Here is a 16,764-nt window from a genome sequence, read left to right on the forward strand (position 1 = left end):
TCCTTGCATGGGATGCTTGCCGAAAGCAGCGTGGATTGGCCCTTCGGTGTACCCGGGATTCAGGGATTTCCCGTTGGCTATAGAGCAATCATTACTGCATAGTAAAACTTTTATTCAAGAGGGTTCCATGAAACTCAAATACAGTCTTTTGTCGGTGGCTGCAGCTGCCGCGCTGTTGTGTGCACCTGTGGTGCATGCCAAGCCCTTCAAATGGGCGAGCCAGGGAGAAATCGCCACGTGGGATATCCACTCTCAAAACAATGCCCTGCAAAATGGCATTCACGCCAACGTGTATGAGAGCCTGGTTTACTACAACAGCAAGACATTTGAGGTGGAGCCTGTGTTGGCAACCGCCTGGAAGGAAGTCAGCCCCACGCAGGTGCGTTTTACCTTGCGTCAGGGTGTCAAGTTCCATGATGGTTCCACGCTGACCACGGACGATGCCGTGTATTCGATCCAGCGTGCCATGGCCAAGACCTCGAACTTCACGCCTTATGTCCAGGGCATCAGCAAGGTCGCCAAGGTCGATGCCCAGACTTTCGATGTGATCCTGTCGGCCCCCAATCCGGTGCTGCTGCGCCAGATGACCGAGCTGCGCATCATGAGCAAGGCATGGGCAGAAAAGAACAAGTCGGTCGAGCCCAAGGACATCAAGGGCACGGACGAAAATTTTGCGCATCGCAATGCCATGGGCACGGGGCCCTACACGCTGGAATCGTGGCAGCCCGATGTGAAGATGGTGTTCAAGCGCAACCCCAACTGGTGGGGCAAGATGGACGGGAATGTGACCGAGATCGTCTACACGCCCATCAAGTCGGCTGCCACACGCATTGCGGCGCTGCTGTCGGGCGAAGTGGACATGGTGCTGGATCCCACGCCCCAGGATCTGGGCCGCCTGCGCGCCAGCCCTGACCTCAAGGTGATTGACGGTGTGGAAAACCGCACCATCTTCCTCGGCATGGACCAGTTCCGTGAAGAACTCCCGGGCTCCAACATCAAGGGCAAGAATCCGCTCAAGGACGTGCGCGTGCGCAAGGCGCTGTACCAGGCCATTGATGCGGAAACGATCTCGCGCAACATCATGCGCGGCCTGGGCAAGCCGACGGGAACCCTGGTGTCGCCCCAGGTGGCGGGTTACACCGAAGCGGTGGGCAAGCGTTTCCCCTACAGCGTGGAAGCCTCCAAGAAGCTGCTGGCCGAAGCGGGCTACCCCGATGGTTTTGAAGTGGACTTTGCCTGCCCCAACAACCGCTACATCAACGATGAAGCCATCTGCCAGGCCGTGACCGCCATGTGGTCGCGCGTGGGGGTCAAGGCCAAGCTGCGCACGCTGCCGCTGGTGAACTACTTCCCGATGATCCAGCGCTACGAAGCCAGCATCTACATGCTGGGCTGGGGCGTGCCGACCTTCGACGCGCTGTACAGCCTGCAGTCGCTGGTGCGCACTGTGGGCCAGGGTGGCGACGGCAACTACAACGTGGGCCGCTACAGCAACCAGCGCATGGACTACCTGGTGGATCGCATCAAGGCGGAAACCGATGCGCCCGTGCGCTCGCGCATGTTGACCGAAGCGCTGCAGTTGTCCAACGACACGGTGTCTCACATTCCGCTGCATGACCAGGTGATCCCATGGGCCATGAAGAAGAACGTGGAACTGGTCCACCGTGCCGATAACCGCGTGGACATGCGTACGGTCAAGGTGAACTGATCTCCCTCAGCCTGAAGAGAGCAAGGGCCCTGTGGTCCTTGCTCTTTTTTGACTTAGATTGAAGACGTTTCGCCCACCGGCGCCCTGGCCATCAAAAGTGGCTGCGGCGCTCCTATCGAACACTCACTCGACTTTCCGATGCTTGCCTTTATATTGCGCCGCCTGATCCAGGCTGTGATTGTCATGATCACGGTGGCCTTCATCTCCTTCATGCTGTTCCAGTATGTGGGAGATCCCGTGGTGTTCCTGCTGGGCCAGGATGCCACCCCTGAACAGATCCGTGAGCTGCGCGCCTCACTCGGTCTGGACAAACCCTTCTTTGTGCAGTTTGGCCACTTCCTGGTGAACGCAGCCCAAGGCGAATTCGGCCTGAGCCTGCGCCAGGGCGCGAAGGTCTCGCGACTGATCGCGGAGCGGTTTCCCGCCACGCTGGAGCTGGCCCTGGTGGCTGCCTTCCTGGCCTTGGTGATTGGCGTGCCCATGGGGGTGTATGCCGCCCTCAAGCGCGGCACCTTCACCAGCCAGCTGTTCATGACCATCTCCCTGCTGGGCGTGTCGCTGCCCACCTTCCTGATTGGCATCCTGCTGATCCTGGTGTTTGCGGTCACCCTGGGCTGGTTCCCCAGCTTTGGACGTGGTGAAGTGGTGCAGATGGGGTGGTGGAGCACAGGCCTGCTCAAGGCCAAGGGCTGGCACCACATCATCCTGCCGGCCGTCACCTTGGCGATCTTCCAGCTCACGCTGATCATGCGGCTGGTGCGGGCTGAAATGCTGGAGGTGCTGCGCACCGACTACATCAAGTTTGCGCGCGCACGGGGCCTGTCCAACCGGGCGATCCACTTCGGCCATGCGCTCAAGAACACGCTGGTGCCTGTGATGACCATCACCGGCCTCCAGCTTGGTGGCCTGATCGCGTTTGCCATCATCACCGAGACCGTGTTCCAGTGGCCGGGCATGGGCCTGCTGTTCATCCAGGCCGTGACCTTTGCCGACATCCCTGTGATGGCCGCCTACCTCTGCCTGATTGCCCTGATTTTTGTGGTCATCAATCTGGTGGTGGATCTGTTGTACTTTGCGGTGGACCCCCGCCTGCGCGTGGGCAAGGCGGGAGGCCACTAGAGATGAAGCTCCCCCTGAGTCGCTTCGCGCCTTCCCCCTCTCTCGCATTGCGTTGCAATGCGGGAGGGGGACGCCCCCAGCGCGGCGGGGCGGCCCTTGCGCGGGGGCGCTGGCCTGGGCCGCGCCAGTTTCACGCATTGTGGGTTGCGTGCAGCTCTGTGGACTACTGAAATGCAGTCGCTTCGATACAAAGCGGGTGGACGGGCGTTTGCACATATCGCCCAGTTCCATCCCGAGCTGACGGCATTGCGGCGTGATCTGCACGCCCACCCCGAGCTGGGGTTCGAGGAGGTCTACACCAGCAAACGCGTCAAGGAAGCCTTGGCGCTCTGCGGTGTGGACGAGATCCACGAGGGCATCGGGCGCACCGGTGTGGTGGGTGTGATCCGGGGGCGCAGCACGTCCAGCGGCAGCATGGTCGGCCTGCGCGCCGATATGGATGCGTTGCCTCTGGCCGAGCACAACGACTTCTCCTGGAAGTCGTGCAAACCCGGCCTGATGCATGGTTGTGGCCATGATGGCCACACTGCCATGCTGGTGGGCGCTGCGCGCTATCTTGCGGAGACCCGCAATTTCGACGGCACGGCCGTGCTGGTGTTCCAGCCCGGCGAAGAAGGTTTTGCGGGTGCCCGCGTGATGATGGAAGACGGCCTGTTTGACCGCTTCCCGGTGCAGTCCATCTATGCCATGCACAACTGGCCTGCGATGAAGCCTGGCACGGTGGGCATCAACTCGGGCCCCATGATGGCGGCTGCGGATCGCTTCACCATCGAGATCACCGGTCGCGGCGGCCATGGCGCCCACGCTTACCAGACCGTGGACGTGATGGTCGTGGCGGCCCACATCATCACGGCGGCGCAGACCATCGTGTCGCGCAATGTGCGCCCCATCGAAAGCGCTGTGGTCAGCATCTGTGCCGCGCAGGCGGGCGATCTGGGGGCCTTCAGTGTGCTGCCGGGTTCTGCCACGCTGGTGGGCACGGTGCGTACGTTCGATCCTGTGGTGCAGGAGATGGTGGAAAAGCGCCTCAAGGAGCTGTGCAATGCCATCGCCCTGGGCTTTGGCGCGACGGCCACCGTGCACTACGAACGCATCTACCCGGCCACCATCAACAGCGAAAGCGAAGCCCTCTTTGCCGGTGATGTTGCCGAATCGCTGCTGGGCGCCGACCACGTCGTGCGTGACCTGGAACCCAGCATGGGCGCCGAGGATTTCGCCTTCATGCTCCAGACCCGCCCCGGCGCCTACCTGCGCCTGGGTCAGGGCACGGGGGCCAGCGGCAGTGCGCTGCACAACAGCCGCTATGACTTCAACGACGACATCCTGCCGTTGGGCTCTGCATTGCATGCGAGCCTGATCGAGCAATCGATGCCACTGGCCATGCCCTGAGAGCGCGCCTCTCGTTTCTCCACGCAACGCCACACCCCATCCCCTTGGATGTCCCCCTTTCGTATCCTTTTTTTCACGAGGAGATTCCGATGAAATTCCAGAAGAAAGTTGCCCTTGCCACCTTGTTTGCCGCCATGGCGACGGCCAGCCTGGTTGCCAATGCGCAGACCATCCGGGTTGCCAACCAGGGCGACTCGCTGTCGATGGACCCGCACTCGCTCAACGAGTCGCTGCAGCTGAGCGTGACCGGCAACGTGTACGAGCCCCTGGTCGGCCGGAACAAGGACCTGAGCCTGGCGCCCGCGCTGGCCACGTCCTGGAAGCAGACTTCGCCCACCGTCTGGCGCTTCGAGTTGCGCAAGGGCGTGCAATTCCATGACGGCACGCCGTTCACCGCCGACGACGTGGTGTTCAGCTTCGCGCGCACCCAGGTGGAAGGCTCGGACATGAAGAGCTACACCAACGACTTCAAGGAAGTGCGCAAGATCGACGACCACACGGTCGAGATCGAAACCAAGACCCCGTTCCCCATCCTGCCCGACGTGATCTCGCTCGTGTACATGATGAGCAAGAAATGGTGCGAGACCAACCAGGCCCTGGGTCCGGTGGACCGCCGCAAGGGCATCGAGAACGCGGCCTCGTTCCGGGCCAACGGCACGGGCCCCTTCCGCCTGCGTGAGCGCCAGCCCAACGTGCGCTCGGTGTTCACCCGCAACGGTACCTACTGGGGCAAGATCGAAGGCAACGCCACCGAAGTCGTGTTCACCCCCATCGGCAACGATGCCACGCGCGTGGCGGCCCTGCTGTCGGGCGAGGTGGATGTGATGGAGCCCGTGCCCGTGCAGGACATCGACCGCGTGAACGGCGGCGCCAACACCCGCGCCATCACCGGCCCCGAGCTGCGCACCATCTTCCTGGGCATGGACCAGAAGCGCGACGAGCTGCTGTACTCCAACGTCAAGGGCAAGAACCCCTTCAAGGACAAGCGCGTGCGCCAGGCCTTCTACCAGGCCATCGACATCGAAGGCATCAAGCGCACGGTGATGCGCGGCGCTTCCAACCCCTCGGCCCTGCTGGTCGGCCCCGGCATCAACGGCTTCCAGCCCGATGCCAAGCGCCTGCCCTACGACGTGGAAGCCGCCAAGAAGCTGCTGGCCGAAGCGGGCTACCCCAACGGCTTTGAAGTGGCCATGAACTGCCCGAACGACCGCTACGTGAACGACGGCCGCATCTGCCAGACCGTGGCCGCCAACCTCTCGCGCATCAACGTCAAGGTCAACCTGCAGGCCGAAACCAAGGGTACCTACTTCCCCAAGATCCTGCGCCGCGACACCAGCTTCTACATGCTGGGCTGGACCCCCGCCACCTACGACTCGCACAACGCCCTGAATGCGCTGGTGCGCTGCGTGGACGACAAGGGGGCGGGCCAGTTCAATCTGGGTTCGTACTGCAACCCCAAGGTGGACGAGCTGACCCTCAAGATCCAGTCCGAGACCGACAAGGCCAAGCGCAACGCCATGATCAAGGAAGCGTTTGACCTGCATGCTGCCGATGTGGGCCACATCCCGCTGCACCAGCAGGCCCTGGCCTGGGGCGTGAACAAGAACGTCAAGCTGGTGCAGCTGGCGGACAACTTCATGCCCTTCAAGTGGATGAGCATCAACAAGTAAGTCTGTCCGCAAAGATCGAAGAGAAGAAAGAGAGAACAACCGGTTCTCTTGAAAGTTCGCACCACCGCCCGGCTGCTACCCGGGCCAGGCGGTGGTGTTTGTTTACTGGTTCCCACAATGAAAACAACCCTTGCCCGCTGGCTTGACAGCGATGTCGGCTACAGCTTTCGCACATCGCCCATGGCGATGGTCGCTGCCGCGATTGCGCTGATCTGTGTGTTCTGTTCGGTGTTTGCCGGATGGGTCGCCCCCCACAACCCCTTTGATCTGGCCACGCTGGAGCTGAGCGACGCCCGTCTGCCTCCCGCCTGGAGCGAAATGGGCACCTGGAAGTACCCCCTGGGTACCGACGACCAGGGCCGCGACATCCTGTCCGCGCTGATCTATGGCGCCCGCATCTCCCTCGTCGTGGGCCTGGCCTCCGTGGTGCTGTCGGTGCTGGTGGGCGTGGCTTTCGGCCTGCTGGCTGGCTTCAAGGGTGGCTGGATCGATGGCCTGCTCATGCGCCTGTGCGACGTGATGCTGTCCTTCCCCGCCATCCTGGTGGCCCTGCTGATCGCTGGCGTGGGCCGCGCGCTGTTTCCCAACGCGCACGAGTCCCTGGCCTTTGGCGTGCTGATCATCTCCATCTCGCTCACCGGCTGGGTGCAATATGCGCGCACGGTGCGTGGCTCCACGCTGGTGGAGCGCAACAAGGAATACGTGCAGGCCGCCCGCGTCACCGGGGTATCGCCCCTGCGCATCATGCGCAAGCATGTGCTGCCCAACGTGATGGGCCCGGTGCTGGTGCTGGCCACCATCCAGGTGGCCACAGCCATCATCACCGAAGCCACGCTGTCCTTCCTGGGCGTGGGCGCACCGCCCACCTCGCCCTCGCTGGGCACGTTGATCCGCATCGGCAATGACTACCTGTTCTCGGGCGAATGGTGGATCACCGTGTTCCCTGGCGCCATGCTGGTGCTGATTGCCCTGTCGGTGAACCTGCTGGGCGACTGGCTGCGCGACGCGCTCAATCCACGCCTGCGTTGAACAAGAAAAACAAGAAAAGCGACATTCCCATGAGTCTTCTCGAAGTCAAAAACCTCGTTGTTGAATTTCCTGGCCGCCGCGGTACCCTGCGCGCCCTGGACGACATTTCCTTTTCCATTGCACCCGGCGAGATCCTGGGCGTGGTGGGAGAGTCCGGTGCGGGCAAATCCCTCACCGGCGCGGCCATCATTGGCCTGCTGGAGCCGCCAGGCCGCGTGGCCTCGGGCCAGATCCTGCTGGAAGGCCAGCGCATCGACAACCTCGGCAACGAGGAAATGCGCCACATCCGTGGCCGCCGCATCGGCGCGATCTTCCAGGACCCGCTGACCTCGCTGAACCCGCTGTACACCGTGGGCCGCCAGCTCACCGAGACCATCCTGGCCCACCTGCCGGTCACTCCCGCCGAGGCGCGCCAGCGGGCCATTGCACTGCTCAAGGACACCGGCATTCCGGCGGCCGAGGAGCGCATCGACCACTACCCGCACCAGTTCTCCGGCGGCATGCGCCAGCGGGTGGTGATTGCCCTGGCCCTGGCCGCCGAGCCCAAGCTCATCGTGGCCGACGAGCCCACCACGGCGCTCGACGTATCCATCCAGGCGCAGATCATCACGCTGCTGAAAAACATCTGCAAATCGCGCGGCGCGGCCGTGATGCTGATCACCCACGACATGGGCGTGATCGCCGAGACCTGCGACCGCGTGGCCGTGCTGTACGCCGGGCGTGTGGCCGAGATCGGCCCGGTGCACGACGTGATCAACAAGCCCTCGCACCCCTACACCAGCGGCCTCATGGCCTCCATCCCCGACATGGAGCAGGACCGCGAGCGCCTGAACCAGATCGACGGCGCCATGCCGCGCCTGAATGCCATCCCCAAGGGCTGCGCCTACAACCCCCGCTGCCCCAACACCTTTGACCGTTGCATGACCGAACGCCCTGAACTGATGCCAGCGGGCTCCACCCGTGCCGCCTGCTGGCTGCACGCCGGTGCGTCCACGACCGCCAATACCGCCACGAAAGCCAGGGTGAACGCATGAGCGCCGCTACCACCACCACTGCGGCATCCGCACCCGCCAAGAGCAAGGCCCTGGTCCAGGCCCATGACCTGGCCAAGACCTTCGACGTCTCCGCCCCCTGGCTCAACCGCGTGATCGAGCGCAAGCCGCGCACCCTGCTGCACGCTGTGGACGGCGTGAGTTTCGAGATCGAGAAGGGCAAGACCCTGGCCCTGGTGGGCGAGTCCGGCTGCGGCAAAAGCACTGTGGCCCGCCTGCTGGTGGGCCTGTACGAGCCCACACGCGGCGGCCTCACGTTCGACAACCAGGACGCCCATGCGGCCTTCAAGGGCAACGACGCCCGCGCCATGCGCCGCCGCATCCAGATGATCTTCCAGGACCCGTACGCGAGCCTGAACCCGCGCTGGCTGGTGGAAGACATCATCGGCGAGCCGCTGCGCGAGCATGGCCTCATCACCGACAAGGCCGAACTCAAGGCCCGCGTGGGTGAGCTGCTCAAGTCCGTGGGCCTGTCGCCACTCGACATGGTCAAGTACCCGCACCAGTTCTCCGGCGGCCAGCGCCAGCGCATCTCCATTGCGCGCGCCCTGGCCACCGAGCCCGAGTTCCTCGTGTGCGACGAGCCCACCTCGGCGCTCGACGTGTCGGTGCAGGCCCAGGTGCTCAACATCATGAAGGACCTGCAGCGCGAGCGGCAGCTCACCTACCTGTTCATCAGCCACAACCTGGCCGTGGTGCGCCACGTGAGCGACCAGGTCGGCGTGATGTACCTGGGCCGCCTGGTGGAGCTGGCCGACAAGCACCAGCTGTTCAACAGCCCGCGCCACCCCTACACGCGCATGCTGCTCGATGCCATCCCCAAGATGCACGACACGGGCAAAGCGCGCACCCCCGTGCAGGGCGAGGTGCCCAACCCGCTGAACCCGCCGCCCGGCTGCGCCTTCAACCCCCGCTGCCCGCATGTGAACGACCGCTGCCGCACCGAGCGCCCCAAGCTGCTGAGCATCGGCGGCATCCGCATCGCCTGCCACGCGGTGGAAGAGGGCCGTGTTTGATAGTTTGCTATTAACTATGTAGCTATAAAGGCATGATGGACGCGCGGTAAGGGGCTTTTTCCTTTAGAAAATTCCCCTGTCCCGTCCAGAATACATCCGTCCCGCGCCCATCCAGCGCGGTGGGTTCCACGCCATGCAACGCCACAGGCTCCTTCGGGGGCCTGTGGCGTTTTTGCCTTGGGCGAAGCCCGGTGCGGTTTCACGCCCCTGTCACGCGGTCTGCCCACCATGCAGGCTTTTGCGAACCACCACAACGATACACAGACAGGGGCTGGAACATGACAATGGGTTTGTGGGCAATTCAGAAGCAGGTGCACCGCGCACTGCACCGAGCACGCGTGGGCCTGCTGGCGCTGGCGGCCGCCAGCGCGCTGGCCGCTTGTGGCGGCTCCGACGGCGGCGATCAGGCCAAGCCGCTGGAGCTGACCATCCTGCACATCAACGACCACCACTCCACGCTGGAGTCCCGGACCAAGACGCTCAAGCTCTCGGCCGGTGGTGCATCGACCGTGGATGTGGCGGTGGACGCCGGTGGCTTTCCCCGCGTCACGGCCGCCATCAGCGAGCTGGCGGCCCAGTCCCCCCATGTGCTCAAGCTGCACGCGGGCGACGCGCTCACCGGCACGCTGTACTTCAACCGCGCCGGGGCCGACGGCGAGGCCGACGCAGCCCTGATGAACACCGTGTGTTTCGATGCCTTCACCCTGGGCAACCACGAGTTCGACAAGGGCGACACGGGCCTCAAGGGCTTTCTGGACCTGCTGCGCAAGGGGGCCTGCAAGACGCCCGTGCTCAGCGCCAACGTGCAGTTCGGCGCAGGCTCTGCCCTCAACCCTACACGCGCAGCGGGCTACGTCAGCCCCTCCTCCGTGGTCGAGCGCGACGGGCAAAAGATCGGCATCGTGGGCCTGACCATTGCGCAGAAGACCAAGGCATCGTCCAGCCCCGACGCGGACACCACCTTCCAGGACGAGACTGCCGCCGCCCAGCGCGAGATCGACGCACTGCGCGCCAAGAACGTCAACAAGATCATCCTGCTCAGCCACATCGGCTACGAGTACGACAAGCAGGTGGCGGCACGCCTGTCAGGCGTGGACGTGGTGGTGGGTGGCGACTCGCACACCCTGCTGGGGCCTGACGCCCTGCGCACCAGTGGCGTGGGCTCGCCCGCCGGGGCCTACCCCACCCGCACCACCGACAAGGACGGCAAGCCCGTGTGTGTGGTGCAGGCCTGGGAATACGCGCAGGTGGTGGGTGAACTCAAGGTGAGCTTCAACGCGCAGGGCGAGGTCACGCAGTGCGCGGGCACGCCCCATGTGCTGATCGGCGACAGCTTCACCCTCGGCGGCAAGGCCGCCACCGATGCAGAAAAGGCGGCGATCAAGGCCAGTGCCGCCGCCACCGGCGTGCTGCGCATCACCACGCCATCTGCCCCCGCCACCACGACCCTGCAACCGTTCAAGGACCGCGTGGCCGTGTTCAACAAGACCCAGGTGGCCGTGGTGCCGCAGGAGCTGTGTTCGCGCCGTGTGCCCGGCGGTGTGGGCTCGGTGGACTACAGCCGCTCCAGCGCGGCTTGTAACGCCGAAGGCAGCGTGAGCGTGCGCGGCGGCGACATCCAGCAGCTGGTGGCCCAGGCCTACCTGGAGGTGGCCAACGAGAAATACGGCGGCGCCGACATCACGCTGCAAAGCGGCGGCGGCGTGCGCATTCCGCTGCAGGGCACAGTGACGGCTGCGCAGGTGATCCAGGTGCTGCCGTTCGGCAACATGCTGTTCCGCCTGGACATCACGGGCCAGGAGGTCAAGGGCATGCTCGAAGACGGTCTGGAAGCCGTGTACGGCGCGGGCGGTTCCACCGGCCCTTACCCCTACACCGGCGGCCTGCGCTACGACGTGAACACCAAGGCCGCCTTCGGCAGCCGCGTGGGCAACATCGAGGTGCGCAACCCCGCCACGGGTGCGTGGGGTGCGCTGGACACCGCCAAGACCTACAAGCTGTTCGTGCTGAGCTTCAACGCCACCGGCGGTGACGGCTACAAGACCCTGGCCGCCGTGCCCGCCGCGCGCCGCCTGGACATTGGCGTGCTGGATGCTGACGTGTTCCTCAGCTACATCGATAAGCAGGCCAAGGACACGGCAACAGGCTTGCCGCTGCTCCAGCGCCTGCCGGTGGAGCTGTACAGCACCCGGAGTTTTGCGAACTGAGTGCGTCGGAATCCGAAGCCAAAATGGCTGCCTGCGCCTGATGGGTGAGCACTGGTAGCTATGGTTTTTATAGTGCCCGTGCCCCACGCCTTCGGCGTGACCTGATGTCAGGCGGCCGGGCGGCTAGGCATAGCGCTTGGCGCGCAGGTTCTCCTTCATCTGCTGCAGGATGGGCTGCAGCGAGCCGCCAATGCGCAGCGCCACACAGGTGGCCAGCACATCGATGATGAGCAGGTGCATGAGCCGTGACACCATGGGGCTGTAGCGGTCGTAGCCCTCGGGGTGGTCGGCGGCCAGGTGGATCTGGCAGGTGCTGGCCAGGGGCGAGCCGCTGGCGGTGATGGCGATGGTGGTGGCGCCGTTCTTGCGTGCAATGTCGGCCGCGTCCATCAGGTCGCGCGTGCGGCCCGAGTTGGAGATGATCACCGCACAGTCGCCCGGGCCCAGCAGGGTGGCGCTCATCACCTGCATGTGGCCGTCGCTGGTGGCGATGGACGTGACGCCCAGGCGGAAGAACTTGTGCTGCGCGTCCTGCGCCACGATGCCGGAGTTGCCCACGCCGTAGAACTCGATGCGCTTGCCGGTTTGCCAGGTGGCGGCAATGGCCTCGGCCGCGCGCTCCAGCGCCACGGTGCTGGCGGCGTTGCGGTATTGCAGGAACGCCGCCACGGCGTTGTCCACCACCTTCACCAGCACGTCGCCGGTTTTGTCGTCCACGTCCACGCTGCGGTGGATGAAGGGCACCCCCTCGCTCACGCTGCCCGCGAGCTTGAGCTTGAAGTCCGCCAGGCCGTCATACCCCATGCTGCGGCAAAACCGCACCACGGTGGGCTTGCTCACATGGGCGCGCTCGGCCAGTTCGCGCACGGGCAGGCGGGCAAAGCTGCGGGGGTCGGCCAGCACCAGCTTGGCCACACGTTGTTCGGCAGGGGCCAGGGACGAGAGCGAGGCGGTGATGCGGTCGAGCATGGGGGCAGGTTTCCTGGTGGGGCGGCGGCAGAGAAAGAAATGGTAACTGCGTTTCACGCAAAGTGGGTCATGAGTTACCACGAGGGCGGCTCAATCTGGCCGGAGCCCTCTGCGTGTGCCCCTGCGTTCACCTGTGCATGCAAACCCTGCGTGTTATCCCGGTGGCCGGGGGCGTGGCCCGGCTCTAGGATGAACTGAAACTTCATTGTCATATTTGATTGGAACGGAAGCCCCCGATGCGCAAGCCCATCCCCCACACCTTTGCCGCTGCCGCCCTGGCCCTGCTGGCCTCCAGCGCTTATGCCCAAGGCCAGGTCAACATCATCTGCTCGGTGCAGGCCGAGTGGTGCAACCTGATGTCCACCGTGTATTCCAAGACCACCGGCACCAAGGTCAACATGACGGCCAAAGGCTCGGGCGAAGCGCTCGCACAGCTCAACGCCGAGAAGGCCAACCCCAAGACCGACATCTGGTTTGGCGGCACGGGCGACCCGCACCTGCAGGCGGCCGAGCAGGGCCTGACGCTCGAATACAAATCGAACCTGCTCGCGCAGCTGCACCCCTGGGCGCAGAAGCAGGCGGTGGACTCCAAATACCGCACCGTGGGCGTGTACCTGGGCCCGCTGGGCTTTGGCTACAACACAGAGCTGCTGGCCAAGCGCAAGCTGAAAGCCCCGCAGTCCTGGGCCGACCTGCTCAAGCCCGAGTTCAAGGGCGAGGTGCAGATGGCCAACCCCGCATCCAGCGGTACGGCTTACACAATGATCGCCACCCTGGTGCAGATCATGGGTGAGGAAAAGGCCTTTGAATACCTCAAGGCCCTGCACCCCAACATCAGCACCTACACCCGCTCGGGCACGGCGCCCGTCAAGGCGGCGGCGCGCGGCGAGACCACCATCTCGGTAAGCTTTGTGCACGACGTGACCACCGAGGCGGTCAACGGCTTTCCCGTGGGCTCTGTCACCCCGTCTGAAGGCACGGGCGCCGAAGTGGGTTCGATGAGCATCGTCAAGAACGGCCCCAATACCGAGGCCGCCAAGAAGTTCTACGAATGGGCGCTCACGCCCGGCGGCCAGCAGTTTGGCCTGGCGGCCAAGCAGTTCCAGCTGCCCAGCAACACGCAGGTGCCCAAAGACCCGCGCATGACCGACCCCGCCAAGATCAAGCTCATCAACTACGACTACGCCAAGTACGGTGCCAGCGCCGAGCGCCGCCGCCTGATTGCGCGCTGGGAAAAAGAAGTCCAGAACGCGGCCCGCTGATGGCGGCCGCGTCTGTGGCAATGGGGCCCGCGCCCCGGCGGGCGGTGGCGGCCAACCGGCCCCTGTGGGCCTGGGTACTGATCGGCGTGCTGGGCTACCTGCTGTTGCCTTGGTATGCGCAGCAGGACGCCAACGGCCTGCTGGCCGTGGGCCAGGTGTGGGGCGATGCGCAGGCCGCCAATGGCCTGCTGCAGGCCGCACAGCATGGGCGGCCTTGGCTGTGGCTGGGTCTGTTGGGCCTGGCCGTGGCGGGCGTGGGCGCGGCGCTGCCTGCAGGCCGCCAGCAAGGCGCCACGCTGATCGCTGGCGGTGCGCTAGGGCTGGTAGCCTTGCTGCTCAGTGGTTTCATCATCGGCGCGCGCGGTTGGGCGTTTGAGTGGATGAATGCCAGCCTGGGCGAACTGGGCACGCGCCAGCCCGGCATGGGCTGGGGTGGCTTTGTGGTGCTGTCGGCGTTGCTGGTGCTGATGTCATTCGGCATTGCACGGCGCGGTTTCTTCAAGGGAGACCTGTTTGTGGCCGCAGCCGTGCTGGGCTGTGGCAGCCTGCTGGGGCTGTTCATCGTGTTCCCGGTGCTCAAGGCGCTGTCAGCCGCGTTTTTTCTGGAGGACGGCCCGTTCTCGCTGGCCGTGATGTGGGAGCGCATCGCACACGAGCGCAACTTTGGCCTGGCCTGCCTGGGGGGCGGGCAGCGCTGCGGCGTGGCGTGGAACACGCTGTTCCTGGGCCTCATGACCGCGACCAGCACCACGCTGCTGGGCACCTTCATGGCGCTGATGGCCGAGCGTGCCTCGCGCCGCTATGCCCGGCCGCTCAACATCCTGGCGCTGCTGCCCATCATCACGCCGCCCTTTGTGGTGGGTCTGGGGCTCATCCTGCTGTTCGGCCGCGCGGGGGTGTTCAACCAGTTTCTGGAGTACGCATTTGGCATCACGCCCACGCGCTGGTTCTACGGCTGGTTCGGCGTGTGGGTGGCACAGACCTTCGCCTTCACGCCGATCGCCTTCATGATCATGCGCGGCGTGGTGCAGGGCGTGGCCCCCAGCCTGGAAGAGGCCGCGCAAACCCTGCGCGCCAGCCCGCACCAGACCTTCATGACCGTCACGCTGCCGCTGCTCAAGCCCGGCCTGGCCAACGCCTTCCTGGTGGGCTTCATCGAGAGCATGGCCGACTTCGGCAACCCCATCGTGGTGGGCGGGCAGTTCTCGGTGCTGTCCACCGAAATCTTCTTCGCCATCGTGGGCGCGCAGTACGACCAGGGCCGTGCCGCATCGCTGGCCTGGATCCTCACGCTGTTCGCGCTCACCGTGTTCGCCATTCAGCGCGGGCTGCTGGGCAAGCAGAACTTCACCACCGTCTCGGGCAAGGGCGATGCAGGCATTGCCATGCCGCTGCCCCAAGGCGTGCGCCGCGTGGTGCACTCCGTTGCGCTGCCCTGGATGGCGTTCACGCTCATCGTGTACCTGTTTGCGCTGGCCGGTGGTTTTGTGCAGACCTGGGGGCGCGACTACACCATCACCCTGGCGCACTTTCGCACGGCGTTCAGCGTGGAATGGGGCGAGTTTGGTGTGGTGTGGGCGGGCACCGCGTGGAACTCGTTCTTCACCACCCTCAAGCTCGCTGCCATCTCCGCGCCACTCACGGCCACGCTGGGCATTGCCATTGCATGGCTGCTGGCACGCACCGAGTTCCGGGGGCAGGGTGCGTTTGAGTTTGCTGCGCTGCTGGCCTTTGCCATCCCCGGCACGGTGCTGGGTGTGAGCTACATCCTGGCGTTCAACGTGCCACCGTTCGAGCTGACGGGAACGGCGCTCATCATTGTGTTGTGCTTCATGTTCCGCAATTTGCCGGTGGGCGTGCGGGCGGGCACGGCGGCTTTCAAGCAGCTCGACCGGTCGCTGGACGAAGCGTCCGTCATGCTGCGCGCAGGCAGCGTGCAGACGCTGCGCCATGTGGTGCTGCCGCTGCTCAAGCCCGCACTGGTGGCGGCCCTGGTCTACAGCTTCGTGCGCGCCATCACCACCGTGAGCGCGGTGATCTTCCTGGTCACGGCCGAGAACGAGCTGGCCACCACCTACATCATCGGCCGTGTGGGCAATGGCGACTATGGCGTGGCGCTGGCGTACTGCACGGTGCTCATCATCCTCATGTCGGCCTCCATCGGACTCATTCAACTGCTCGTCGGCGACCGCAAGCTTGGGCGGCGTGCAGCCGCACCCGCCGCGCACTGACCCCTCTCCAAAAGAAGAACAACGCCATGAACCACAGCGACGCGGGCATCGTGTTCCGCAACATCACCAAGCGCTACGGCACTGACAGCAGTGCGGCCTTGGCTGTCAAGGGCATCAGCTTCGAGGTGCCACGCGGCACGCTCACCACCATCCTCGGCCCCTCGGGCTGCGGCAAGACGACCACCTTGCGCATGATTGCGGGGCTGGAGTCGCCCACCTCCGGTGAGATCTTCATCGGCGGCAAGGACGTGACCACGCTAGGCCCCGCGCAGCGCAACGTGAGCATGATGTTCCAGAGCTACGCGCTGTTCCCGCACATGAATGTGGTGGAGAACGTGATGTACGGCCTGCGCATGTCAGGCCAGCCCAAGGAGCAGGCGCGCACCAAAGCCGTGGAGGCGCTGCGCGGCGTGGGCCTGGTGGGGTTTGACGACCGCCTGCCCAGCGAACTCTCGGGTGGGCAGCAGCAGCGTGTGGCGCTGGCCCGCGCGTTGGTGCTGGAGCCCGAGGTGTTGCTGTTCGACGAGCCCTTGTCCAACCTCGACGCCCGCCTGCGCCGCGAGATGCGCGAAGAAATCCGCGCGCTGCAGCAGCGCCTGTCGCTCACCGTGGCCTACGTCACGCACGACCAGGCCGAGGCCATGGCCGTGAGCGACCAGATCATCGTGATGAACCAGGGCCTGATTGCGCAAAAGGGCTCGCCCCGCGCGTTGTACGAAACCCCGCACAGCGAGTTTGTGGCGGGCTTCATGGGTGAGGCCATGCTGTTCCCGGCCGTGGCCGACGCTGACGGCACGGTGGCGCTCGGCCCGCTGGTGCTGCGCCCGCGCGTGGAGGTGAAGAGCGGCCCGGTGAAGGTGGCGGTGCGCCCCGAGGCCTGGCGCATTCACCGCCAGGGCGCGGGCCTGCTGCCCGCACGGCTGGCCAAGCGCGCTTACCTGGGCGCGGTGCACGAATACACCTTCGACACCGCGCTGGGCCATATCTTTGTGGTCTCGTCCGACCTGGACGATGTGCTGGCCGTTGGCGACGAGGTGCAACTGAGCCTGGGTGCCCACGGCGTATCGGTGGTTGGTAGTACCGAAGTTGTCCGGACCAATGCGGAATAATGG

The 16,764-nt window shown here is 64.9% G+C and carries 12 protein-coding genes; 11 read left to right on the top strand and 1 reads right to left on the bottom strand.

Translation table 11 applies throughout. The annotated features are described in order from the left end of the window. Positions 1–127 precede the first annotated feature (127 nt). From AC07Z7_RS06310 to AC07Z7_RS06345, 8 genes are all read left to right on the top strand, one after another. Entirely contained in the window at positions 128–1,708 is a 1,581-nt protein-coding gene (locus AC07Z7_RS06310; protein ID WP_494765703.1) for an ABC transporter substrate-binding protein, read from the top strand. A gap of 138 nt (positions 1,709–1,846) precedes the next feature. Further along, a complete protein-coding gene (locus tag AC07Z7_RS06315) occupies positions 1,847–2,827 on the top strand; it encodes an ABC transporter permease (RefSeq protein WP_094286361.1) in 981 nt (326 codons plus the stop codon). Positions 2,828–2,998: 171 nt separating this feature from the next. Next, positions 2,999–4,216 (top strand): M20 aminoacylase family protein, encoded by a 1,218-nt coding sequence (locus AC07Z7_RS06320; RefSeq protein WP_094286364.1) that lies wholly within the window; start codon positions 2,999–3,001, stop codon positions 4,214–4,216. Between the two features lie 89 nt (positions 4,217–4,305). Beyond that, the gene (locus AC07Z7_RS06325) at positions 4,306–5,886 is read left to right on the top strand and encodes an ABC transporter substrate-binding protein (RefSeq protein ID WP_094286366.1); all 1,581 of its coding nucleotides are present in this window, start codon (positions 4,306–4,308) and stop codon (positions 5,884–5,886) included. A 117-nt stretch (positions 5,887–6,003) separates the two neighbouring features. Then, entirely contained in the window at positions 6,004–6,915 is a 912-nt protein-coding gene (locus AC07Z7_RS06330) for an ABC transporter permease (protein ID WP_094286368.1), read from the top strand. A 29-nt stretch (positions 6,916–6,944) separates the two neighbouring features. Beyond that, positions 6,945–7,949, top strand: a complete 1,005-nt coding sequence (locus tag AC07Z7_RS06335) for an ABC transporter ATP-binding protein (protein ID WP_494765704.1) — start codon at positions 6,945–6,947, stop codon at positions 7,947–7,949. Next, complete coding sequence (locus AC07Z7_RS06340; protein ID WP_494765705.1) at positions 7,946–8,983, top strand: ABC transporter ATP-binding protein; 1,038 nt, start codon at positions 7,946–7,948, stop codon at positions 8,981–8,983. Before AC07Z7_RS06335 ends, AC07Z7_RS06340 begins: the two co-directional genes overlap by 4 nt. A 284-nt stretch (positions 8,984–9,267) precedes the next feature. Further along, a complete protein-coding gene (locus tag AC07Z7_RS06345; protein WP_494765718.1) occupies positions 9,268–11,190 on the top strand; it encodes a bifunctional metallophosphatase/5'-nucleotidase in 1,923 nt (640 codons plus the stop codon). Positions 11,191–11,313: 123 nt separating this feature from the next. Here the strand turns inward: AC07Z7_RS06345 and AC07Z7_RS06350 are convergent, their stop codons facing one another. Then, entirely contained in the window at positions 11,314–12,159 is an 846-nt protein-coding gene (locus AC07Z7_RS06350; protein WP_063460113.1) for a MurR/RpiR family transcriptional regulator, read from the bottom strand. A gap of 236 nt (positions 12,160–12,395) precedes the next feature. Between AC07Z7_RS06350 and AC07Z7_RS06355 the strand changes: the two genes are divergently transcribed. From AC07Z7_RS06355 to AC07Z7_RS06365, 3 genes are read left to right on the top strand one after another with little or no spacing between them, the layout of a single operon-like run. After that, positions 12,396–13,421 (top strand): ABC transporter substrate-binding protein, encoded by a 1,026-nt coding sequence (locus AC07Z7_RS06355; RefSeq protein WP_494765706.1) that lies wholly within the window; start codon positions 12,396–12,398, stop codon positions 13,419–13,421. Then, entirely contained in the window at positions 13,421–15,652 is a 2,232-nt protein-coding gene (locus tag AC07Z7_RS06360; protein WP_494765707.1) for an ABC transporter permease, read from the top strand. Before AC07Z7_RS06355 ends, AC07Z7_RS06360 begins: the two co-directional genes overlap by 1 nt. A gap of 26 nt (positions 15,653–15,678) precedes the next feature. Further along, positions 15,679–16,761: an ABC transporter ATP-binding protein gene (locus AC07Z7_RS06365; RefSeq protein ID WP_494765708.1), complete on the top strand. Its 1,083-nt coding sequence runs from the start codon at positions 15,679–15,681 to the stop codon at positions 16,759–16,761. The last annotated feature ends 3 nt before the right edge of the window (positions 16,762–16,764 follow it).

It is taken from the genome of Acidovorax sp. GW101-11A03 (genome assembly GCF_059424825.1).